This is a genomic window from Saccharomonospora sp. NPDC046836, assembly GCF_040645195.1.
Lineage (GTDB): Bacteria > Actinomycetota > Actinomycetes > Mycobacteriales > Pseudonocardiaceae > Prauserella_A.
In genome coordinates this window covers 15,572-34,849 of record NZ_JBEYXW010000035.1, presented here as the reverse complement: position 1 = coordinate 34,849, position 19,278 = coordinate 15,572, and the positions used below count along the sequence as shown (strand labels likewise).

Here is a 19,278-nt window from a genome sequence, read left to right as displayed (position 1 = left end):
TCCTTCCTCATCTGTCCCGCTGGCACGGGTCGGAATTGGCACCGTGATCGCCAGCTACCTCGCGGAATCGAGATGACAGGCTGACGCCGGTTGCCGGGGCTTCAACGGGCCGGTCCCTCTGCCCCTCTGGATGAGCGGTATTCGGTTGTGGGCGGGCGAAGATCGCGCCGCACTGCCATTCACCCTACGGCATGCCGATCAGTTCGTGCCATGCCTCTGCGGGTTATGTCACCGTGGCAGGATCGACAGCGTGACCGCGCCAGCCACCACGCCCGCGCCGCTGCATCTCGTGCTGGGCGACGAGGAACTGCTCGTCGAACGTGCCGTTCGCGGTGCGCTCGAAACGGCCCGCCTCGCCGATCCCGCCGCCGAGCTGACCAGGGTGCGGGCCACCGACCTGACGCCTCCGGTGCTCGCCGAGCTGGTCAGCCCGTCGTTGTTCAGCGAGGGCCGGGTAATCGTCGTGGACGGTGCGCAGGACATCTCACAGGAGGTGGCCGACACCGTCCTCGCCTACGTTGCTGCGCCAGCCGACGGCATCGTGCTCGTCGTCGTGCACACCGGCGGCGGTAGGAGCAAGGCCGGCAAGTCGCTTCCCGGTGCGCTGAAGAAGGCCGGCGCGGCCGTGACGCAATGCGACAAGATCACCAAACCAGCCGAGCGTGAGGCGTTCGTGCGCAACGAGGTGCGCAGGGCTGGCGGGCGGATCGACGCGGCCGGGGTGCTCGCCCTGATCGACGCCGTCGGCTCCGACCTCCGGGAGCTGGCGTCTGCCGCTGCTCAGCTGGTGGCGGACTCCGGCGGCGGCATCGACGAGGACGCGGTACGCCGCTACCACCGTGGAAAGGCCGACGTCACCGGGTTCATGGTCGCCGAGAAGGCAGTCGCGGGTGACCGGGCGGCGGCGCTGGAGTCGCTGCGCTGGGCGCAGCAGATCGGCGTACCGCATGTCCTCGTGGCCGATGCGCTGGCCGACGCGGTGCGCACGATCGCGCGCGTATCGGCTGCCGGGCGCGGCAACCCCAACCAGATGGCCGGTGAGCTCGGCATGCCGCCGTGGAAGATCCGCAAGGCACAGGGACAGTCGCGGGGCTGGTCCGCCGGTTCGCTCGCCGAAGCGATGCGCGTCGTGGCCCGCGTCAACGCCGAGGTGAAGGGCGCGGCGGCCGATCCGGGCTACGCGCTCGAGCGCGCCGTGTTCGACATAGCCGCAGCCAGGGAACGGCGTTAGCGCGTTTTTCTAGGCGGCGGGCTTGCGTGGGGCAGGCAACTCGCACCGCCAGGCAGGGCACTGCCAGCCCCCGAGGCCACCTTCTTGGTCGCGCCCACCCGTCTCCCACCCCCGCCCAAACGGAGACGCTTCGCGTCGCGGTGTTTGACAAATGCAACCCAGTGGCCTTGGGGCACATCAGCTGAACGTGTCAACGCTTGCCGGCGTCGGCACGGCACTGGACACAACGAAGCCCCGGTCGCCGGGTGGCGCCGGGGCTTCGTGAGTTCAGAGTCAGAGCTTGTTGACCCGCTGAGCCATCGCGGACTTCTTGTTCGCCGCCTGGTTCTTGTGGAGCACGCCCTTGCTGGCAGCCTTGTCCAGCTTGCGTGCCGCCTCGCGCTGCAGCTCGATGGCCTTCTCCTTGTCACCGGCCTCGGCTGCCTCGCGGAACTTGCGGATCGCGGTCTTGACCGCCGACTTCACCGCCTGGTTGCGCTGGCGCGCCTTCTCGTTGGTCTTGATGCGCTTGATCTGGGACTTGATGTTGGCCACGCGGGCGCTCCTCACATCGTTTCCGGCGGTTGTCGTTGCCGCGTTCTCGTGGCCCCGGCGCGACGGCTGGGTTTCCTCCCTGGCGGAATGCCACGCGGCAACAGCTGAAAAGGATAACAACGCCCCGCCCGGCCGGGCGGGGCAGGTCCGCCGCTCCGGTACCCGTGCCGTTCGGATCGCGCGACCTTCTGCCATGAGACGGTGTCTCCATGGAGGTCCTGAGTAGCCGCGTGCTGGTACATCCCCGCGATCCCGATGTCACAACGGCGTTCTACCGGGACACACTCGGGCTCGCGGTGTACCGGGAGTTCCCCGGCGGGACGGTGTTCTTCCTCGGCGGCGGTTTCCTCGAGGTGGTGGGCCGTGGCACGGGCGACACGCGGCCGGACGTGGCGCTCTGGCTACAGGTGCGCGATCTGCACGCGACGCTGGCTGAGCTGCGGACCGCGGGAGTCGAGCCCGAACGCGGCCCGCAGCGTGAGCCGTGGGGTCTGGACGAGGCGTGGATCTCCGATCCGGACGGGGTGCGCATCGTCCTGGTGGAGATTCCTGCCGAGCATCCGCTGCGCGCCGATGTCCGCACTCCCTAGCCGCCCATCCCCGCACAAGACCGGGGTCATCACTCAGCTGTTGCCGCCGGTGCCATTCCACCGGTCGAGGTCGTCCTGGGTGATCGGCTGCATCTCGGTGAGCTGGGTGATCCGGATGTGGTTGCCGAACGGGTCCCGCAGCGCGCAGTCGATGCCGTAGGGCTGCGTGACGGGTTCCTCCGTGAACTCGACTCCACGGGCGACCAGGGTCTCGTAGGTCTTGTGGCAGTCGTCGGTGTTGAGGATCGCGGCGACGCCGAGCGCGCCCTTGGTGACCAGATCGCGAACCTGCGCGGCGACCTCGTCGCTGAGCGCGGGCGGCCCGGGCACTTCGAGGAGCAGGTGCCGCTTCGGGTCGCTGGGCAGCGCGACGGTCAGCCAGCGCATGAAACCCATGTCGACATCGCCGGTGACCTGGAAGCCGAGCTTGCCGACGTAGAAGTCGAGGGCCTCTTCCTGGTCGAGGACGTTGACCGCGTGGATGCTGATTCCGGTGAACATGCGCTCACGTTAGGCGGCGGAGGGCCGCGCCGGCTTATCCAAAACTGCTGGATCTGCTCCATGCCTTGACGAAGCACACCGGCACCGGCACCGGAATCGCCTTGTCGCGCCAGCGTGACGGGGAGCAGCCGATGATCTCGCTGAAGGTCCGGCTGAAGGTTCCGAGGCTGTCGAAGCCCACTTCCAGTGCGATCCGGGTGACCGAACTGTCGGTGTCGCGCAGCCGGGCGCATGCGCGCTCGATGCGCCGGCGCTGCAGGTATCGGTGCGGCGTCTCGCCGAAGGTGTCGCGGAAGCTGCGGCTGAAGTGCGCCGGCGACATGAATGCGATCCTGGCCAGCCCCGGCACGTCGAGCGGGCAGGCGTAGTCGCGATCGATCGCGTCACGCGCGCGCAGCAGGCGGCGGTTGCGGTCTTCGGCCGGCGTCAGTCGCACGGTGGCGAACCTACTCCGTGGTTTCCGCCGGCCGGTAAGCACGCAGCTGGGCAGCCCGGGTGGCGCCCACGCCCGGCGGATCCCAGACCCACGTCTGCAGGTCGGTGAAGCCGGCCGCCTCGAGTTCGGTCGCCAGTTCGTGCCGGGGCACCGGTAGCCATTTCTCGTGCGCCGAGAGCACGAGACGCCCACCCGGCCGCAGCACCCGGAACAGCTCCGCGAACGCAGCAGGCCGGTCGTCCCACAGCTGCACGTTGTTGACGCTGACCACGGCATCGACCGATTCCGGCGGCTGCCCGGTCGCCGCGGCGGTGCCGGCGCGGAGCAGGACCGAGCCCGAGCGCACCTGCTCCGCGCAGCGCTGACGGCACAGCTGCAGCATCTCCTCCGAGGGGTCGACGCCGATCGTCAGCGTCGCCTGGTCCGCGGCCTCGGCGAGCCCGACGCCGGGGCCTGGGCCGACGACGAGGACGGTCTCCCCGTGCACCGGTTTGGCGACGTGCACGATGTGCCGTTCGGTCGACCCGTTGCCGTGGGCCATGACCGCCCCGCCGAGCCGGCCGAGCACACCGCGCGGGTGGCCGAATGCGCGATCAAGGACATCTGTCAGTGCAGAACTCATCCTTCGAGGTCAGCACGGACGGAGCTGGGGCCGCATCGGGGATGACCCGGAAATGTCGTCGTGGCGGCATGGGAACATGGACGGTGCCACCCGCGAACGACCTGAGGTAACGAGTGACACAGACACGCCCGTCCGCCGACACCACGTTCACGCCGCCGGAGCTCATCCGCAACTTCTGCATCATCGCGCACATTGACCACGGCAAGTCGACCCTGGCCGACCGGATGCTGCAGCTCACCGGCGTGGTCGAGGAGCGGGCCATGCGTGCCCAGTACCTGGACCGTATGGACATCGAGCGTGAGCGCGGCATCACGATCAAGGCGCAGAACGTGCGGTTGCCGTGGCGGTTCGACGGCAAGGACCACGTGCTGCACCTCATCGACACACCAGGGCACGTGGACTTCACCTACGAGGTGTCGCGGGCGCTGGAGGCGTGCGAGGGCGCGATCCTGCTCGTCGACGCGGCGCAGGGCATCGAGGCGCAGACGCTGGCGAACCTCTATCTCGCGCTCGAGAAGGACCTGCACATCATCCCGGTCCTCAACAAGATCGACCTGCCTGCCGCCGACCCGGACAAGTACGCCGCGGAGCTGGCCAACATCATCGGCTGTGCGCCGTCGGACGTTCTGCGTGTGTCGGCCAAGACGGGCGCGGGTGTGCAGGAGCTGATCGACGAGGTCGTCCGCCAGGTCCCCGCGCCCCAGGGCGACGGCGACGCGCCTGCGCGTGCGCTGATCTTCGACTCGGTCTACGACACCTACCGCGGCGTGGTCACCTACATCCGGGTGGTGGACGGCAAGATCACCCCGCGGGAGCGGATCCGGATGATGTCCACGGGCGCCACCCATGAGCTACTGGAGGTCGGGATCATCTCGCCGGAGCCGAAGGCCGCCAGGGGCCTTGGCGTCGGCGAGGTCGGCTACCTCATCACCGGTGTGAAGGACGTCCGCCAGTCCAAGGTCGGCGACACGGTGACGGCGGAGCGAGGCGGCGCTACCGAGCCGCTGGCTGGATACCGCGAGCCGCAACCAATGGTCTACTCCGGCCTCTACCCCCTGGATGGTTCCGACTACCCCGACCTGCGGGAGGCGCTGGACAAGCTGCGGCTCAACGACGCGGCGCTGAGCTACGAGCCGGAGACGTCGGTGGCGCTCGGGTTCGGCTTCCGTTGTGGGTTCCTCGGGCTGCTGCACCTGGAGATCACGCGCGACCGGCTGGAACGTGAGTTCGGCCTGGAACTGATCTCCACCGCCCCGAACGTCGTGTACCAGGTCTACCTCGAGGACGGCACCGAGCGCGTCGTCACCAACCCGTCCGACTGGCCGACCGGCGCCAAGATCGCCGAGGTACACGAGCCCGTCAGCAAGGTCACGGTGATCGCGCCCGCGGAGTTCATCGGCGCGATCATGGACCTGTGCCAGAGCAAGCGTGGTCAACTGCTCGGCATGGACTACCTGTCGGAAGACCGCGTGGAGCTGCGGTACCAGCTGCCGCTCGCCGAGATCATCTTCGACTTCTTCGACGCGCTGAAGTCGCGCACCCGCGGCTACGCCTCGCTGGACTACGAGGAGGCAGGTCAGCAGGCCGCCGACCTGGTCAAGGTGGACATCCTGTTGCAGGGTGAGCCGGTGGACGCGTTCTCCGCCATCGTGCACAAGGACGCCGCCTACACCTACGGCAACAGGATGGCGACCAGGCTGCGTGAGCTCATCCCGCGCCAGCAGTTCGAGGTTCCGATCCAGGCCGCGATCGGTTCGCGCATCATCGCCCGCGAGACGATCCGCGCCATCCGCAAGGACGTTCTGGCCAAGTGCTACGGCGGTGACATCTCGCGGAAGCGGAAGCTGCTGGAGAAGCAGAAGGAAGGCAAGAAGCGGATGAAGACCGTGGGTCGGGTCGAGGTTCCCCAGGAGGCCTTCGTAGCCGCTCTGTCCACTGAGGACAGTGGAGGAGAGAAGGGCAAAGGCAAGAAGTGACCACGCCGTCCTAGTGGGCACTTCCCGCGCGCGTACCGGCGGTTCGTAGGCTAGGCACATGTTCGACAGCTTGCGCGTCCCTGTGGTTGTGGCGCCGATGGCCGGTGGGCCTTCCACACCGGAACTGGTGTCCGCGGCAGCGCACGCGGGGGCCTTCGGCTTCCTGGCAGGCGGCTACCTCAGCGCCGCCGGGCTGGCCGGCCAGATCGCCACGACCCGGGAGCGCTGCGGCGACACCTTCGGTGTGAACCTGTTCGTACCCGGTATCCGCTCGACCGTCGACGTACGCCCCTACGCCGAGCGGATCGGGGCCGAGGCGCGGCGCTACGGATGCGAGCCCGGCGCCGCGCGGTGGGACGACGATGCCTACGCCGCGAAGCTGGACCTCGTGGTCGCCGAGCGGGTTCCGGTGGTGTCGTTCACGTTCGGTGCACCGCTGGCCGCGGACATCGAGCGGCTGCACGCCGCTGGCAGCGCCGTCGTCGTCACCGTCACCAGTCCCGCCGAGGCACAGCAGGCGGCCGCGGTGGGCGCCGACGCACTGTGCGTGCAGGGTTTCGAGGCCGGAGGTCATCGCGGCCTCTTCAACGACGATCCGGCCATCGCCGCCGGGGGAGAGCTGTGCGGGCTGCTCGCCGCCCTGCGGCTGATCTCGGCCGTCACAGATCTGCCGCTCATCGCGGCTGGTGGCCTGGTCCACGGCGCGGATGTCGCCGCGGTCGTCGTGGCCGGCGCGGTGGCGGCGCAGCTGGGCACCGCCTTCCTGCTCGCGGACGAGGCGGGCACCAACCCCGTTCAGCGCCGTGCTCTGGCCGAAGGAGCCAGGCCGACGGCCTTCACCAGGGCGTTCAGCGGGCGACCCGCGCGCGGTCTGGTCAACAGGTTCTTACGGGAGTATTCCGTGCCTGCGCCCGCCGCGTACCCGCAGGTGAACAACCTGACCAGGCCGATAAGGGCGGCCGCCGCCGCGGCGGGGGACCCGGAGTCGATGTCGCTGTGGGCGGGCCAGACCTACCCGCTGGCTCACGGCCCAGCGCCGGCCGCCGAGATCATCATGATGCTGCGCGAGCAGGCTGTCGAGGCCCTGCGGCAGGGCGCCGGAAGGTTCGCCTGACGCTGTATCAGCCTGCGGCTTCGGTGGAGGAGGCCGGTGCGCCGCGCGTCTGCCCGCGCAGCGCGCCCGTGGCGAAGTAGCCCAGCACCTCGGCGATCGCCAGTGGGTCGTCCAGCTGTGGGCAATGCCCCCAGTCCTCCCTGACCAGGAGCCTGCTGTGCGGGACGAGGCCGTGCAGTTGCTTGCCCGAGGCGGCGCTGACCAGCCGGTCCTTGCCGCAGGCGATGACGAGCAGCGGCACGCTGATCCGGTCGAGTTGGTAGGCACCGGCGAGCTCGGAGATGAGTCTTCTCGCCTCCTGAAGGCGGCTCGTCGTGGACTGGTAGTCGGGGAAGAGCTCGAGGAAGCGCCGCACGTGTACCGCATCGGCGGTTTTCAGGTCCGCGTAGAGCAGGCGCGGCACCACCTGCTGGGCGATCGTGCGGACGATGACGCCCGGTACCGGCAGTGACGCGCACACGCGCAAGGCCAGCGGATAGCTCGCAATCGTTCTGATGAGCCAGGAGTCGACGAAACCCGGTGCCGATATGGACACCACGCCGGCGACGCGCAGTGCCGGGTTCTGCGCAGCCCGCAGGCTCATGGTTCCGCCCAATGAGTTGCCGACCAGCACGACGCTGCCCAGCGCGGCCTGCTCACGAATGACGGCGGCGGTGAACGCGTCCAGCTGCGGCAACATGGCGCCCGGTCGCAGAGCGGCTGCCTCGCCGAAACCGGGCAGGTCGACAGCGATGGCCGCGATTCCCGCGGTAGCCAGCTCGGCGAGGACGGAACGCCAGGTGTCGGCGCTGTCGCAGTATCCGTGCAGTAACACGATTCGAGGCGCCGTCGGGTGGACTGTCTTGCGCCGCTTGGGGCGTCCGTCGGCGGTGACTGGTCCGGCTTCCAGCACGCGTGTCCGGAAACCGGCGTAGCGGCGGTATCCGGCCCTCACATCCGGGCCGGATACTCCCGGGCCTGCCGGTATCGGCAAGACCTGTCGCTGCGCTGCGACCACCCCCCCAGGGTAGCCAATAACCCTCCGTTCTTTCCGCCGGAAAGAGGATACGAAGTCGTATCAGTGTGTGAACACGATCTTTCCGGCGGTCTCGCCCTTGAGCATGTCCGCGAACCCGCTCGCGGCATCGGTCATCGGCAGCTCGGTGCCGATCTGCGGCCGGATGCCGGCGATGTCGGTGTAGCTGAGCAGGCTCGCCAGCTCGTCCCTGGTCCCCATGGTGGAACCGACCACGCGGAGCTGCAGGAAGAACAGGCGCTGGAGGTCGGCGCTGGGGTCCGGACCGCTGGTGGAACCGGACACGACAACCGTTCCGCCCGGTTTGAGTGACTTCATCGAGTGCGCCCAGGTGGCCTTGCCGACCGTTTCGAACACGGCGTCGACGCGTTCCGGCAGCCGTGCGCCCGATTCAAAGGTTTGGTGCGCGCCGAGCTGCTCGGCCAGCGCGCGCTTGTCCTCGCTGCGTCCGGTCACCCACACCCGGAAGCCGGCTGCCCGCCCGAGCTGGACCAGCGCGGTGGACACCCCGCCGGAGGCTCCCTGCACGAGGAACGTCTGCCCTGGCCGCAGGCCCGACTTGACGAACAGCATCCGGTAGGCGGTGAGCCAGGCGGTGCCCATGGTCGCGGCCTCGGCGAACGACAGCCCCGCCGGCTTCGGCAGTACGTTGCGTGCCGGAACGACGACCGCGTCGGCGAACGTGCCCTGGTGCTTCTCGGTCAGCAGTGTGCGCTTCGGGTCGAGCGTGTCGTCGCCCCGCCAGGACTCGTCGTTGATGACCGAGTGGATGACCACCTCGGTGCCGTCGTCGAGTACACCGGCGCCGTCGCAGCCGAGGATCATCGGGAACTGTTCCTGCCTGATTCCGACGCCGCGCAGGGTCCAGATGTCGTGCATGTTCAGGCTGGCCGCCTTGACGGTCACCTTCACCCAGCCCTCGGACACCTCGGGTTCCGGTCGCTCACCCACCACGAGCGATGCCAGCGGATCGTCAGGATTGGCTTCTTTGGCATAGACGGCGAACATGGCGCCAACCTACCTGGCGTACGCTCTCCGTTGTGTTCGACGGAGTGACCCGCTGGTGGGACGGCTTCGAGCTGTGGTTGGTGCAACAATGGTTCCCCGTGCAGTTCGTCTTGGTCATGGCTGTGCTCGTGCCGCTGTGCGTGGGGCTGGCATGGCTGGTTCATCGTGTCGTTGACGTCGTAGCCGATCGTGCCGCGCGCCACCGCCGTGGCAGCCGCCGACCGGGCAGAACGTTCTAGGGGGCGGCGTTGTTCTCCCGCAGGCGCATCAGCGTGGCGCTGATCGCCCTCATCGTTCTCGTGCTCGGTGGGTGGCTGGTCAGGGATGTCACAGCGGTTGACGGCAATCCCCCAGGAGGGGGTAGCCTCCCGGGCGCGGATTCGGGGCTGCAGGTGGTGGCGTTGTCCAGCCTGCCGCCCGAGGTGAGCCAGACCTGGCAGCTGATCCAGCACGGTGGCCCCTTCCCGTATCCGGGCAAAGACGGCACGACGTTCGGCAATAGGGAGAGGTTGTTGCCCGAGAAGGCATCCGGTTATTACCGCGAATACACGGTCGACACGCCGGGCAGCGCCGACCGCGGAGCTCGACGCCTTGTCACCGGCCAGGAACACGAGTTGTACTACACCAGCGACCATTACGCGTCGTTCGAAGTCGTGGACCCCCGGCGATGACGGTGCAGCAGAAACCGGACTCGAAGACGATCACCCAGCAGGCTCGCGCCCGTGGGGCGTTCAGTCACGTCCTCGACGGCCGCGCGCTCGGCGACAAGCTGAGCACGCTGGACGCGATCGCCGCCGCACTGTCCTTCCCGGACTACTTCGGCCGCAACCTCGACGCGCTGTACGACTGTCTCACCGACCTGTCGTGGCTTCCCGCGGGCGAGCACGTCCTCATCTGGATCGCCTCGGACGTGTTGAGGCGCGCGGACCCGAAGTCCTACCTCGCCGTGCACAGCGTGCTTTCGGACGCCCAGCGCGCCCTCGCCCCCGGCGGTGAGCGCGCCGACAGCCGCACCCTCACCGTCGTCCTCACCGACGATTAGCGGGTCCGTCGCCTAGGAGACAACCCAGTTCGGGTTGCGTTTCTGGGCGAAGGCGGTGATCCCTTCCTGGCCTTCGTCGCTGGCGAAAAACCGGGCCGAGGTGGCCAGCATCGCCTCGAACGTCTGTCCCATTCCGCGGGCACGTTCGCCCTGGAGCAGGTCCTTCGTGGCGGCGAGCGCCCGCGGCCCGCCGAGACCGAGTGAGTCGACGTAGCGCTGCACTGTGGCGTCCAGCTGCTCGGCGGGCACCGCGGCGTTGATCAGGCCGATCGTGGCGGCGCGCTCGGCGTCGAACACGTCGCCGGTGAGGAACAGCTCGTGCGCGGCTCGCGGCGCCAGTCGCGGCAGCACCGTCACCGAGATGATCGCCGGGATGACGCCGATGCGGACCTCGGTGAACGCGAACGTCGCGTCGCTGACTGCGACGGCGATGTCGGCCGCGGCCACCAGACCAACGCCGCCTGCCCTCGCCGGGCCGGCGAGTCTGGCCACCACGGGCTTCGGGCTCGTCCAGATCCGTTCGAGGATTGCGGGAAACTCGTTGACGCCCTGATCCTGTGCGCCTGCCCCGCGCGCCTCCTTGAGATCCATCCCCGCGCAGAACACGGGCCCCGTGTGGGTCAGCACGACCACCCGCACGGCGGCGTCGCCGATGGCTTTGTCCAGACTCGCGCTCAGCTCGCCGCGCAGCTGCGCGGTCAGCGCGTTGCGGTTGTGCGGCGAGTCCAGCGTGATCGTCGCGACGCCCTGCGCGACGTCGTAGTGCACCAGTTCGTCAGCCATGGGAAACACCTTGCCACGTTCCCCGGCCTGGGCCTCAGGCCGAACGGGCGGTGGTGGCGAGAGCCTCGGCGTAGCGGTCGAGCACGACACCCGCCACCCGCGCGTCCGCGCCGAGTGGGCCCGCGATCAGCACACCGGGAGCCGCCTGCCCGGCCTGTGCGCGGACGCGGTCGGGCAGCAGGCCGGGGGCGAGGAACCACGAGGCGACGGCGAACCGCCGGGCGCCGCGGGCACGCAGCTTGGCGACGGCCGCCGCGACATCGGGTTTGGTGGCGCTGGCGAACGCCGGTGACACCTGGCAGCCGTGGCGGGCCCAGCGCCGTGCCAGCCGTGCGACGACGGCGTTGGCAGGCGCGTGTGAGGACCCCACCGCGGCGAGCACCACCCCGAGGTCGGCTGCGGCGAGGTCGGCGCCCGCGTCGGTCAGCCGGTCGACGGCGACGGCCTCCAGCAGTGGGTCGGCGCCCAGCACACCGGCGATCGACACCTCCAGCCGCGGCAGCCGGGCGGTCACCGCGGTGACGAGGCCGGGCAGGTCCACCCTGGCGTGGTAGGCACGGCCCAGCAGCAGCGGCACCACGACGACGTGCTGATGCCCCTCGGCATGCAGGCCGGCCAGGACGTCACCGACCGGCGGTTCGGACAGGTCGAGAAACGCCGCCCGCGCATCCGTCTCGGGGGCGGTCGCCCGCACGAGGTCCACCAGCGCACGCACGGTGGCCGCCGATCTGGGGTCGCGGCTACCGTGCGCGACGACGACGAGTGGCCCCGGTATCACTCCGGCTCCGCACCGCCGAGTGCCGCGAAGCGCTCGCCGATCAGCCCCGCGGCGAGCGTGTCGCCGTTCTTGGGGTCGATCACCAGGAACGCGCCGGTGCGGGGGCTCGCGGCGTAGTCGTCCACCGCGATCTCCTCGGACAGCCGCAGCCGCACGCTGCCGATCTCGTTGAGCTCCAGCGAAGCCGGTCCATCCACAGTGGACAGGGTTTGCTCGTCGAAGCGCGAGCTGAGCTCCTCAACCAGCGCCTGCACCGTGCGGGTGCCGTGTTTGACCAGCACGCGAGCGCCTGCCTGCAGCGACGTGCTGGACAGCCAGCACAGCGCGGCGGTGAGCTCGTCGGTGACGACCGGTCGTTCAGTCGCTGAGGCGATCAGATCGCCGCGCGAGATGTCCAGCTCGTCGGCCAGCAGCACGGTCACCGAGCTCCCCGTGCCCGCCTCCTGCAGCGGACCGTCGGCGGTGTCGATGCGCTCGACGGTGGTGCGCAGGCCTTGCGGCAGCACCACGATCTCGTCACCCGGCCGCACGGTGCCCGCCGCGATCTGCCCCGCGTAGCCCCGGTAGTCGGGATGCTCCGGCGTGCGCGGGCGGATCACGTACTGCACGGGGAAACGGAATGCCGCCTCGTGCGGATCCGGTGCGACGGGCACGGTCTCCAGGTGCTCCAGCAACGTCGGACCGGTGTACCAGGGGGTGTTCTCCGAACGCGTGGCCACGTTGTCGCCGACCAGTGCCGACACCGGAATGGCGAGCACCGAGCCCTCGGTGTACCCGAGCGATGACGCGTGCGCGGTGAACTCCTTCGCGATCACCGTGAACGCGGCCTCGTCGTAGGCAATGAGGTCCACTTTGTTCACGGCAAGGACGAGGCGGGGAACGCCGAGGAGTGCGAGCACCGCCGCGTGCCGCCGTGTCTGCTCCACGACACCCTTGCGCGCGTCGACGAGCAGCACGGCGAGCTGCGCGGTGGACGCGCCCGTCACGGTGTTGCGCGTGTACTGGACGTGCCCTGGAGTGTCGGCGAGCACGAAGCTGCGCTTCGGCGTGGCGAAGTACCGGTAGGCCACATCGATGGTGATGCCCTGCTCGCGCTCGGAACGCAAGCCGTCCACCAGCAGCGAGAGGTCCGGTGTGGACAGTCCACGATCGACACTCGCGCGCTGTACCGCGTCGAGCTGGTCGGCCAGCACCGACTTCGTGTCATAGAGGAGCCGTCCGACGAGCGTCGACTTGCCGTCGTCCACGCTGCCGGCGGTTGCCAACCGCAACAGGCTGGTCTTCGATCCCATTAGAAGTACCCCTCCCGCTTGCGGTCCTCCATGGCGGCTTCGGATAGCCGGTCGTCCGCCCTGGTGGCCCCGCGTTCGGTCAGCCTGCTGGCCTGCACCTCGGCGATCACTTCCTCCACTGTGGACGCTGTGGATTCCACCGCGCCGGTGCACGAGCCGTCACCGACAGTGCGGTAGCGCACCGTGAGGTCCTGAACGACCTCACCGTCGCGCGGGCCACCCCACGGTCCCTCGGTGAGCCACATACCGTCCCTGCGGTACACCGGGCGCTGGTGGGCGTAGTAGATCGAGGGCAGCTCGACGCCCTCGCGTGCGATGTAGTTCCACACGTCGGCCTCGGTCCAGTTGGACAGCGGGAAGACCCGGACGTGCTCGCCTGGCCGGTGTCTGCCGTTGTAGAGGTTCCACAGCTCGGGGCGCTGCCTGCGCGGCTCCCACTGGCCGAAGGCGTTGCGCAGGCTGAAGATTCGTTCCTTGGCGCGGGCCCGCTCCTCGTCACGCCGGCCGCCGCCGAACACGGCATCGAACTTGTGCTCGCCGATGGTGTCCAGCAAAGGCTGTGTCTGCAACGGGTTTCGGGTCCCGTCCGGACGCTCCGTCAGCCTTCCGTCGTCGATCCAGTCCTGCACGTGCGCGACGACCAGTCGCAGGCCGTACTTGTCGACGATGCGGTCGCGGAAGTCGATGACTTCCTCGAAGTTGTGCCCCGTGTCCACGTGCAGCAGCGGGAACGGCACCGGGGCCGGCCAGAACGCCTTGATCGCGAGGTGCAGCAGCAGCGTCGAGTCCTTGCCACCGGAGAACAGGATCACCGGGCGGTCGAACTCGCCCGCGACCTCGCGGAAGATGTGGACGGCTTCGGACTCCAGGGCGGTCAGGTTGTCCCGAGCCGCATCCGTCGCGGCCTCCAGTGTGGTCATGACGTCCTTTTCCTCCAGTGCTGTGGGGCACGCAGCTCGCACCGCTGCCTGCACGCTACGCAATGCACGTCCCATCCGTTTCTCAGGCGTGCAGCCCGCACTCGGTCTTGGAATTGCCGGCCCAGCGGCCGCTGCGGGGATCGGCGCCCGGCGCGACCTTCGCCGTGCACGGCGCGCAGCCGATCGACAGGTAGCCTTCGCCGACCAATGGGTTCTGCAGGATCCCGTGCTGGTCGACGTAGCCGTTGAACTCGTCGTCGCTCCACGCCGCGATGGGGTTCACCTTCACGAGGCCGTTGCGATCGTCCCAGGTGACGATCGGCGTGTTCGCTCTGGTCGGTGCGTCCACTCGCCGTACGCCGGTGATCCAGCACGAGTACTTCGCGAGCGTCGCGCGCAGCGGCACGACCTTGCGAAGGTGGCAGCACTGGTTGGGATCGCGCTCGTACAGTCTCGGCCCGTACTGGGCGTCCTGCTCGGCGACCGTCTGCTCCGCTGTGGCGTTGACGATTCTGATGTCCGGGTACACCGTGGCCACCGCGTCGCGCGTGCCGATCGTCTCGGCGAAGTGATAGCCGGTTTCCAGGAACAGTACGTCCACATCGGGCTTGACCTTCGTCACGAGGTCGACCAGTACCGCGTCCTGCATGTTCGACGCCACAACGAGATCGTCGCCGAACTGCTCGACGGCCCAGCGCAATGCCTCGCCGGGGCCGGCGTCGGCGAGACGTTCCGCCGCCTGCTCCGCCAGTGCTTTCAGCGCATCCGCCGATGTCGCCGCGGTCATCACGTCACCTCCGGTATCTGCAGGCCGATGAACTTCACCGAGAACACCCGTCTACACGACGAACACAGCCACGCCCCGTTGTCTTCCGGACGAAGATCCTCATCCCCACAGTACGGACAGTAGAAAGGCGTGGCCCGTGAAGGAGTGGCGTCGGTCACTTCAGATCAGCTTCCTCGGCGCGGGTGACCCACTGCGCGAAACGCTCGCCGTCCTCGCGCTGGGCAATGTAGTTGCGCACGACTCGTTCCACGTAGTCCGTCAGCTCCGCACTGGTCACCTTGTGCCCGCGCAGCTTACGGCCAAAGCCCGTGTCGAGTCCCAGACCACCGCCGAGGTGCACCTGGAAGCCCTCGACCTGGTTGCCGTCGTCGTCGGTGACTATCTGGCCCTTGAGCCCGATGTCGGCCACCTGGATACGCGCGCACGAGTTCGGGCAGCCGTTGAGGTGGATGGTGACCGGGTTGTCCAGACCGTCCTGGATGCCGGCAAGTCTGTGTTCGAGGTCGGCGACCAGCTCGGCTGCTCTGGCTTTGGTCTCGACGATCGCGAGCTTGCAGAACTCGATACCGGTGCAGGCCATGACACTGCGCCGCCACGGCGAGGGGTTCGTCTGCAGGCCTGCCTCGGCGAGCTCGGCCCGCAGGGTCTCCACCTCGCTCTCCGGGACGTCGAGCACGACGAGCTTCTGCTGCGGCGTCAGCCGGACCCGGCCGGAGCCGGCTCGCTCGGCCGCCTTGGCGACCGCGATGAGCATCGAGCCCGACGCGCGGCCGGCGACGGGTGCGCCGCCCACGTAGTAGTTGCCGTCCCGCTGGCGGTGGACTCCGATGTGGTCGATGGGCGTCTGCGGGACCTCCGGGGCGGGCCCGTCCACGAGCGTGCGGTGCAGGTACTCGGTTTCCAGCACCTCCCGGAACTTCTCCGCACCCCAGTCCTTGACGAGGAACTTGATGCGGGCGCGGGAGCGCAGCCTGCGGTAGCCGTAGTCACGGAAGACGGCGATGATCCCGGCCCAGACCTCGGGCACCTCGTCGAGCGGCACCCAGGCGCCGAGGCGCTGCGCGATCATCGGGTTGGTGGACAGCCCGCCGCCGACCCAGACGTCGAAGCCGGGGCCGTGCTCGGGGTGCTCGACCGCGACGAACGCGACGTCGTGGATCTCGTGCGCCACGTCCTGCAACCCGGAGATCGCGGTCTTGAACTTCCGCGGCAGGTTGGCGAACTGCGGGTCGCCGATATAGCGCCGCGTGATCTCCGCGATCGCGGGCGTGCCGTCGATGAGCTCGTCGGCCGAGATGCCGGCGACGGGGGAGCCGAGGATGACGCGCGGGCTGTCGCCGCATGCCTCCATGGTGGTCATGCCTGCGTTCTCGAGTTTCTGCCAGATCGTCGGCATGTCCTCGATCCGGATCCAGTGGTACTGGATGTTCTGCCGGTCGGTGATGTCGGCCGTGTCCCGCGCGTAGGTCTGCGAGAGCTCACCGAGCAGCGCGAGCTGGTCGGTGGTGAGCGCGCCGCCGTCGAGCCGGACCCGCAGCATGAAGTACCGGTCGTCCAGCTCCTCCGGCTCCAGGGTCGCCGTGCGGCCGCCGTCGATCCCTGGCTTGCGCTGCGTGTAGAGGCCGTACCAGCGGAAGCGGCCACGCAGGTCACCGGGGTCGATCGAGTCGAAACCGCCGCGGGCGTAGATGTTCTCGATGCGCGCGCGGACGTTGAGTGGGTTGTCGTCCTTCTTGGAGCGCTCGTTCGGGTTCAGCGGCTCGCGGTAGCCCAGGGCCCACTGACCTTCACCACGCCGTTGCTTCGCCCGTGCCGGGCGGCTCGTGTTCGGGGCCATCTGTTCTCCAGTCCTCCAGGGCATGGTGTGCGGCGGTTCGCCGCGGCCGGCGCCGCGCGTGCCGGAACGCCCTGGAAGAACTCGTGGTGGGAGCAGTTCGCGGCACATCCGGCGCCAGGTTGTCCGTCGTGGGCACGTGGCGCGGCAGCTCAGCGCCGGCAGAGACTGCTGGAGACACGCAGGTAGTCGACGTGGCGTCGCACCACGAGGGACACACCGGCAGAAGTCACGCTGTCAGGGTGCCACGCTGCTCAGAATGTGGTCCAGAGGCGTCCGCATGGTGGGAGCAAGGTCACCCGCGGCCTCGCCGGGCCCTGCCAGCAGGGTGCGACACTGGAGAAGTGACCACCGCGCCGACCACTGATCGTTTCGCCCTGCCCGCCACCGCGCTGGCCGGGCTCGGCAGCAGGCCGTTCGGCGTGTACGTGCACGTACCCTTCTGCGCCACCCGCTGCGGCTACTGCGACTTCAACACCTACACCGCGGGCGAGCTGGGTTCGGCCGCCTCGCCGGAGTCGTGGCTGGAGGGGCTGCGCCGAGAGCTGGACCTGGCGGCCGGGATGCTCGGCGAGCCACCCGCCGCGGACACCGTCTTCGTCGGCGGCGGCACGCCCTCACTGCTCGGTGCCGATGGGCTCGGCGCGGTGCTCGACGCGGTGCGGCAGGCCTTCGGGCTGGCCGAGGGCGCCGAGGTGACCACGGAGTCGAACCCGGAGTCCACCTCCCCCGAGTTCTTCGCCGGGATCCGCGCGGCCGGGTACACCCGGGTGTCGCTCGGTATGCAGTCGGCGGCCCCGCACGTCCTGCGCGTGCTGGACCGGGTGCACACGCCGGGCCGGCCTGCCGCTGCCGCGCGGGAGGCGCGCGCCGCCGGGTTCGCCCACGTCAACCTCGACCTGATCTACGGAACGCCGGGGGAGCGCACCGACGACCTGCGGGCCTCGCTCGACGCGGTGCTCGGCGCGGGGGTGGATCACGTGTCGGCCTACGCACTGATCGTCGAGGACGGCACCGCGCTGGCCCGGCGCGTGCGTAAGGGCGAGCTGCCCGCACCGGACGACGACGTTCTCGCCGCCGACTACGAGCTCATCGACCGCACGCTCACCTCGGCGGGGCTGCGCTGGTACGAGGTGTCGAACTGGGCCGCCGACGAGCCGGGCGCCCGCTGCAGGCACAACCTCGGCTACTGGCATGGCGGTGACTGGTGGGGCGCGGGGCCCGGTGCGCACAGCCACGTCGGCGGCGTCCGGTGGTGGAACGTCAAGCATCCGGCGCGCTACTCGGCGGTGCTCGCCGAAGGCGAGCCGCCTGCCGCAGGCCACGAGGTGCTCACCGCGGCCGACCGTCACCTCGAACGGGTCATGCTGGAGCTGCGGCTCGCCGAGGGGCTGCCGCTGGACGCACTCGATGGCGCCGGTGTGCGCGAGGCACGCGCCGCCGCTGCGGAAGGCCTGCTCCTGGAGCCCGCGCTGGCAGCGGGGCGGGCAGTGCTGACCGATCGCGGGCGGCTGCTGGCCGACGCTGTCGTCCGCCGTCTGGTCAGCTGATGACGCGGATCGTCAACCCGCCTTTGCTGAGCCGGTCCAGCAACGCGTCTCCCATGGCCACCGCCGTGGTCACCTGACCGGAGGTCGCCGGCAGGTCGTCGAAGGCGAGGCAGAGGGCGGACTCGGCAAGCATCTTCGCGGTCTCGTCATAGCCGGGATCGCCGCCGGAGAACTCGGTCACGACCCGCTGCCCGCCACCCCGGCCATCGAACCGGGCCGTGAACCACGACGCGGCCCGGCGCCGTTCGCTGGGGCCCTCGCCCGGTTTGCGGAGCCGGCCGAGTGCCTCCCGTGCCGGCGGGATCTGGGCGAGCAGCACCAGTGCGCCAAGGCCGAGGCCGGCAGCCACAACCGTCGGCAGCCGTGTGACCGACGCGGTGTGCCGGTAGCTGAAATCGGGTCCGTAGCGTTCCAGCGCCGCGGCTGAGCGCGCGACGATCTGCGGGTCGATCGTCGGCAGCGGCACGAGCCACCGCCCCGTTTCCTCGTCGCGGTTCGGCAGGCCCTGCGGCAGGCGGATCCGGCGGTGCGCGGGCCACGGCTCCGCCTGGCGCCGCTGTTCCGCTGTCCTGAGCATGGAACGGGCCCTCGAGAACGCGGTGAGTGCCGAGGAGTACGTGCCGCCGGAGATGTCCGCCCGCGCCCGGATCTGGCCGGTGACGCTGAGCGGCACGCCCTCGGGCAGCTGCTTCACGGTGAAGTACACGCCGAGGTCGTAGGGGATGGAGTCGAAGCCACACGCGTGCACGATGCGGGCGCCCGTGCGCCGGGCCGTCTCGTGGTGGGCGAGGTACATCCGGTCAACGAACTCGGGTTCGCCGCTGAGGTCGACGTAGTCGGTCCCAGCCTGCGCGCAGGCGGCCACGAGCGGCTCGCCGTGGCGCAGGTACGGCCCCACGGTGGTGATCACGACCCGGCTCGCGGACGCGACCGCGCGCAGCGAGACGGGATCGGTCGCATCGGCGTGCAGCAGCGGCAGTTCCGCGCACGCGGGGGTGAGTCCGGCCAGCCGCGCGCGTACCCGCTCCAGCTTCGTCCGGTCGCGCCCTGCGAGTGCCCAGCGGCAGCCCGGAGGCGTGTGCCGGGCGAGGTACTCGGCGGTCAGTCCGCCGGTGAACCCGGTCGCCCCGAACAGAACGAGATCGTGTTCGCGCTCGGCTCCCATCCGCTGCTCCTTCCACTGTGGTGCCCGTAGGCTACCCACAAGTAGGCAACGTTGGCGCCATCGGCGTGAGCGGGGCTTTCGTTGCGGCAGCATCGATTGG

Annotated in this window: 22 protein-coding genes and 1 riboswitch; of the genes, 8 read left to right on the top strand and 14 right to left on the bottom strand. The window is 69.5% G+C overall.

Annotation, left to right across the window (positions count from 1 at the left end):
• Nucleotides 1–4: 4 nt before the first annotated feature.
• Nucleotides 5–137: riboswitch (SAM riboswitch) on the bottom strand.
• Nucleotides 138–250: 113 nt separating this feature from the next.
• Nucleotides 251–1,231, top strand: coding sequence for a DNA polymerase III subunit delta (gene holA, locus ABZ863_RS28755; RefSeq protein ID WP_358541892.1), 981 nt, complete (start codon nt 251–253; stop codon nt 1,229–1,231).
• 273 nt (nt 1,232–1,504) lie between these two features.
• Here the strand turns inward: holA and rpsT are convergent, their stop codons facing one another.
• Nucleotides 1,505–1,765 carry a 30S ribosomal protein S20 gene (gene rpsT, locus ABZ863_RS28750; protein ID WP_358541890.1) on the bottom strand — a complete coding sequence of 87 codons (261 nt, stop codon included), beginning with the start codon at nt 1,763–1,765 and terminating at the stop codon, nt 1,505–1,507.
• Nucleotides 1,766–1,974: 209 nt separating this feature from the next.
• Here rpsT and ABZ863_RS28745 point away from each other — a divergent pair, with 209 nt between their 5' ends.
• A complete protein-coding gene (locus ABZ863_RS28745; protein WP_358541888.1) occupies nt 1,975–2,355 on the top strand; it encodes a VOC family protein in 381 nt (126 codons plus the stop codon).
• A gap of 33 nt (nt 2,356–2,388) precedes the next feature.
• On the opposite strand, the gene ABZ863_RS28740 is transcribed toward ABZ863_RS28745, so the two are convergent.
• Genes ABZ863_RS28740 through ABZ863_RS28730 form a run of 3 tightly spaced genes read right to left on the bottom strand, consistent with a single transcriptional unit; the run spans nt 2,389 to nt 3,914 of the window.
• Nucleotides 2,389–2,856, bottom strand: coding sequence for a VOC family protein (locus tag ABZ863_RS28740; RefSeq protein ID WP_358541886.1), 468 nt, complete (start codon nt 2,854–2,856; stop codon nt 2,389–2,391).
• Nucleotides 2,857–2,890: 34 nt separating this feature from the next.
• On the bottom strand, nt 2,891–3,286 hold the full coding sequence (locus ABZ863_RS28735) for an AraC family transcriptional regulator (protein WP_358541964.1): 396 nt from the start codon (nt 3,284–3,286) through the stop codon (nt 2,891–2,893).
• Between the two features lie 16 nt (nt 3,287–3,302).
• A complete protein-coding gene (locus tag ABZ863_RS28730; protein ID WP_358541883.1) occupies nt 3,303–3,914 on the bottom strand; it encodes a class I SAM-dependent methyltransferase in 612 nt (203 codons plus the stop codon).
• Between the two features lie 113 nt (nt 3,915–4,027).
• On the opposite strand from ABZ863_RS28730, the gene lepA reads away from it, so the two are divergent.
• On the top strand, nt 4,028–5,890 hold the full coding sequence (gene lepA, locus ABZ863_RS28725; RefSeq protein WP_358541881.1) for a translation elongation factor 4: 1,863 nt from the start codon (nt 4,028–4,030) through the stop codon (nt 5,888–5,890).
• Nucleotides 5,891–5,948: 58 nt separating this feature from the next.
• Complete coding sequence (locus tag ABZ863_RS28720; protein WP_358541879.1) at nt 5,949–7,004, top strand: nitronate monooxygenase; 1,056 nt, start codon at nt 5,949–5,951, stop codon at nt 7,002–7,004.
• A 7-nt stretch (nt 7,005–7,011) separates the two neighbouring features.
• On the opposite strand, the gene ABZ863_RS28715 is transcribed toward ABZ863_RS28720, so the two are convergent.
• Both ABZ863_RS28715 and ABZ863_RS28710 read right to left on the bottom strand, forming a co-directional pair.
• Complete coding sequence (locus ABZ863_RS28715) at nt 7,012–8,001, bottom strand: alpha/beta hydrolase (protein WP_358541877.1); 990 nt, start codon at nt 7,999–8,001, stop codon at nt 7,012–7,014.
• 60 nt (nt 8,002–8,061) lie between these two features.
• Nucleotides 8,062–9,027: a zinc-binding dehydrogenase gene (locus tag ABZ863_RS28710; RefSeq protein ID WP_358541874.1), complete on the bottom strand. Its 966-nt coding sequence runs from the start codon at nt 9,025–9,027 to the stop codon at nt 8,062–8,064.
• A 32-nt stretch (nt 9,028–9,059) separates the two neighbouring features.
• On the opposite strand from ABZ863_RS28710, the gene ABZ863_RS28705 reads away from it, so the two are divergent.
• The 3 genes from ABZ863_RS28705 to ABZ863_RS28695 are packed head-to-tail and all read left to right on the top strand — an operon-like array spanning nt 9,060 to nt 10,069.
• Complete coding sequence (locus ABZ863_RS28705; protein WP_358541872.1) at nt 9,060–9,266, top strand: hypothetical protein; 207 nt, start codon at nt 9,060–9,062, stop codon at nt 9,264–9,266.
• Nucleotides 9,267–9,275: 9 nt separating this feature from the next.
• Nucleotides 9,276–9,698, top strand: a complete 423-nt coding sequence (locus tag ABZ863_RS28700) for a ribonuclease domain-containing protein (protein ID WP_358541870.1) — start codon at nt 9,276–9,278, stop codon at nt 9,696–9,698.
• On the top strand, nt 9,695–10,069 hold the full coding sequence (locus tag ABZ863_RS28695) for a barstar family protein (protein ID WP_358541867.1): 375 nt from the start codon (nt 9,695–9,697) through the stop codon (nt 10,067–10,069). Before ABZ863_RS28700 ends, ABZ863_RS28695 begins: the two co-directional genes overlap by 4 nt.
• A gap of 12 nt (nt 10,070–10,081) precedes the next feature.
• On the opposite strand, the gene ABZ863_RS28690 is transcribed toward ABZ863_RS28695, so the two are convergent.
• The 7 genes from ABZ863_RS28690 to ABZ863_RS28660 form a co-directional block, all read right to left on the bottom strand.
• Nucleotides 10,082–10,852, bottom strand: a complete 771-nt coding sequence (locus tag ABZ863_RS28690; protein ID WP_358541865.1) for an enoyl-CoA hydratase family protein — start codon at nt 10,850–10,852, stop codon at nt 10,082–10,084.
• Between the two features lie 34 nt (nt 10,853–10,886).
• Nucleotides 10,887–11,630 (bottom strand): sirohydrochlorin chelatase, encoded by a 744-nt coding sequence (locus ABZ863_RS28685; protein ID WP_358541862.1) that lies wholly within the window; start codon nt 11,628–11,630, stop codon nt 10,887–10,889.
• Nucleotides 11,627–12,922 carry a GTP-binding protein gene (locus ABZ863_RS28680; protein ID WP_358541860.1) on the bottom strand — a complete coding sequence of 432 codons (1,296 nt, stop codon included), beginning with the start codon at nt 12,920–12,922 and terminating at the stop codon, nt 11,627–11,629. The genes ABZ863_RS28685 and ABZ863_RS28680 overlap by 4 nt, the downstream gene beginning before the upstream one ends.
• On the bottom strand, nt 12,922–13,842 hold the full coding sequence (gene cysD / locus ABZ863_RS28675) for a sulfate adenylyltransferase subunit CysD (protein WP_358541857.1): 921 nt from the start codon (nt 13,840–13,842) through the stop codon (nt 12,922–12,924). The genes ABZ863_RS28680 and cysD overlap by 1 nt, the downstream gene beginning before the upstream one ends.
• Before the next feature lie 82 nt (nt 13,843–13,924).
• Complete coding sequence (locus tag ABZ863_RS28670; RefSeq protein ID WP_358541854.1) at nt 13,925–14,629, bottom strand: phosphoadenylyl-sulfate reductase; 705 nt, start codon at nt 14,627–14,629, stop codon at nt 13,925–13,927.
• Nucleotides 14,629–14,787 (bottom strand): Insertion element protein, encoded by a 159-nt coding sequence (locus ABZ863_RS28665; protein ID WP_358541851.1) that lies wholly within the window; start codon nt 14,785–14,787, stop codon nt 14,629–14,631. Before ABZ863_RS28665 ends, ABZ863_RS28670 begins: the two co-directional genes overlap by 1 nt.
• Entirely contained in the window at nt 14,784–16,466 is a 1,683-nt protein-coding gene (locus tag ABZ863_RS28660; RefSeq protein ID WP_358541848.1) for a nitrite/sulfite reductase, read from the bottom strand. The genes ABZ863_RS28665 and ABZ863_RS28660 overlap by 4 nt, the downstream gene beginning before the upstream one ends.
• A gap of 341 nt (nt 16,467–16,807) precedes the next feature.
• Here ABZ863_RS28660 and hemW point away from each other — a divergent pair, with 341 nt between their 5' ends.
• Nucleotides 16,808–18,013 carry a radical SAM family heme chaperone HemW gene (gene hemW / locus ABZ863_RS28655; RefSeq protein ID WP_358541846.1) on the top strand — a complete coding sequence of 402 codons (1,206 nt, stop codon included), beginning with the start codon at nt 16,808–16,810 and terminating at the stop codon, nt 18,011–18,013.
• On the opposite strand, the gene ABZ863_RS28650 is transcribed toward hemW, so the two are convergent.
• Nucleotides 18,006–19,178, bottom strand: coding sequence for a saccharopine dehydrogenase NADP-binding domain-containing protein (locus tag ABZ863_RS28650; RefSeq protein WP_358541843.1), 1,173 nt, complete (start codon nt 19,176–19,178; stop codon nt 18,006–18,008). The genes hemW and ABZ863_RS28650 overlap by 8 nt on opposite strands.
• Between the last annotated feature and the right edge of the window lie 100 nt (nt 19,179–19,278).

Bases quoted from the DNA above. Each gene is read 5' to 3' on its own strand.
- ABZ863_RS28720 (WP_358541879.1), top strand. From the start codon at position 5,949: ATGTTCGACAGCTTGCGCGTCCCTGTGGTTGTGGCGCCGATGGCCGGT.
- ABZ863_RS28650 (WP_358541843.1), bottom strand. From the start codon at position 19,178: ATGGGAGCCGAGCGCGAACACGATCTCGTTCTGTTCGGGGCGACCGGG.
- ABZ863_RS28690 (WP_358541865.1), bottom strand. From the start codon at position 10,852: ATGGCTGACGAACTGGTGCACTACGACGTCGCGCAGGGCGTCGCGACG.
- ABZ863_RS28695 (WP_358541867.1), top strand. From the start codon at position 9,695: ATGACGGTGCAGCAGAAACCGGACTCGAAGACGATCACCCAGCAGGCT.
- ABZ863_RS28745 (WP_358541888.1), top strand. From the start codon at position 1,975: ATGGAGGTCCTGAGTAGCCGCGTGCTGGTACATCCCCGCGATCCCGAT.
- ABZ863_RS28680 (WP_358541860.1), bottom strand. From the start codon at position 12,922: ATGGGATCGAAGACCAGCCTGTTGCGGTTGGCAACCGCCGGCAGCGTG.
- cysD (WP_358541857.1), bottom strand. From the start codon at position 13,842: ATGACCACACTGGAGGCCGCGACGGATGCGGCTCGGGACAACCTGACC.
- ABZ863_RS28710 (WP_358541874.1), bottom strand. From the start codon at position 9,027: ATGTTCGCCGTCTATGCCAAAGAAGCCAATCCTGACGATCCGCTGGCA.
- ABZ863_RS28740 (WP_358541886.1), bottom strand. From the start codon at position 2,856: ATGTTCACCGGAATCAGCATCCACGCGGTCAACGTCCTCGACCAGGAA.
- ABZ863_RS28670 (WP_358541854.1), bottom strand. From the start codon at position 14,629: ATGACCGCGGCGACATCGGCGGATGCGCTGAAAGCACTGGCGGAGCAG.
- ABZ863_RS28730 (WP_358541883.1), bottom strand. From the start codon at position 3,914: ATGAGTTCTGCACTGACAGATGTCCTTGATCGCGCATTCGGCCACCCG.
- ABZ863_RS28660 (WP_358541848.1), bottom strand. From the start codon at position 16,466: ATGGCCCCGAACACGAGCCGCCCGGCACGGGCGAAGCAACGGCGTGGT.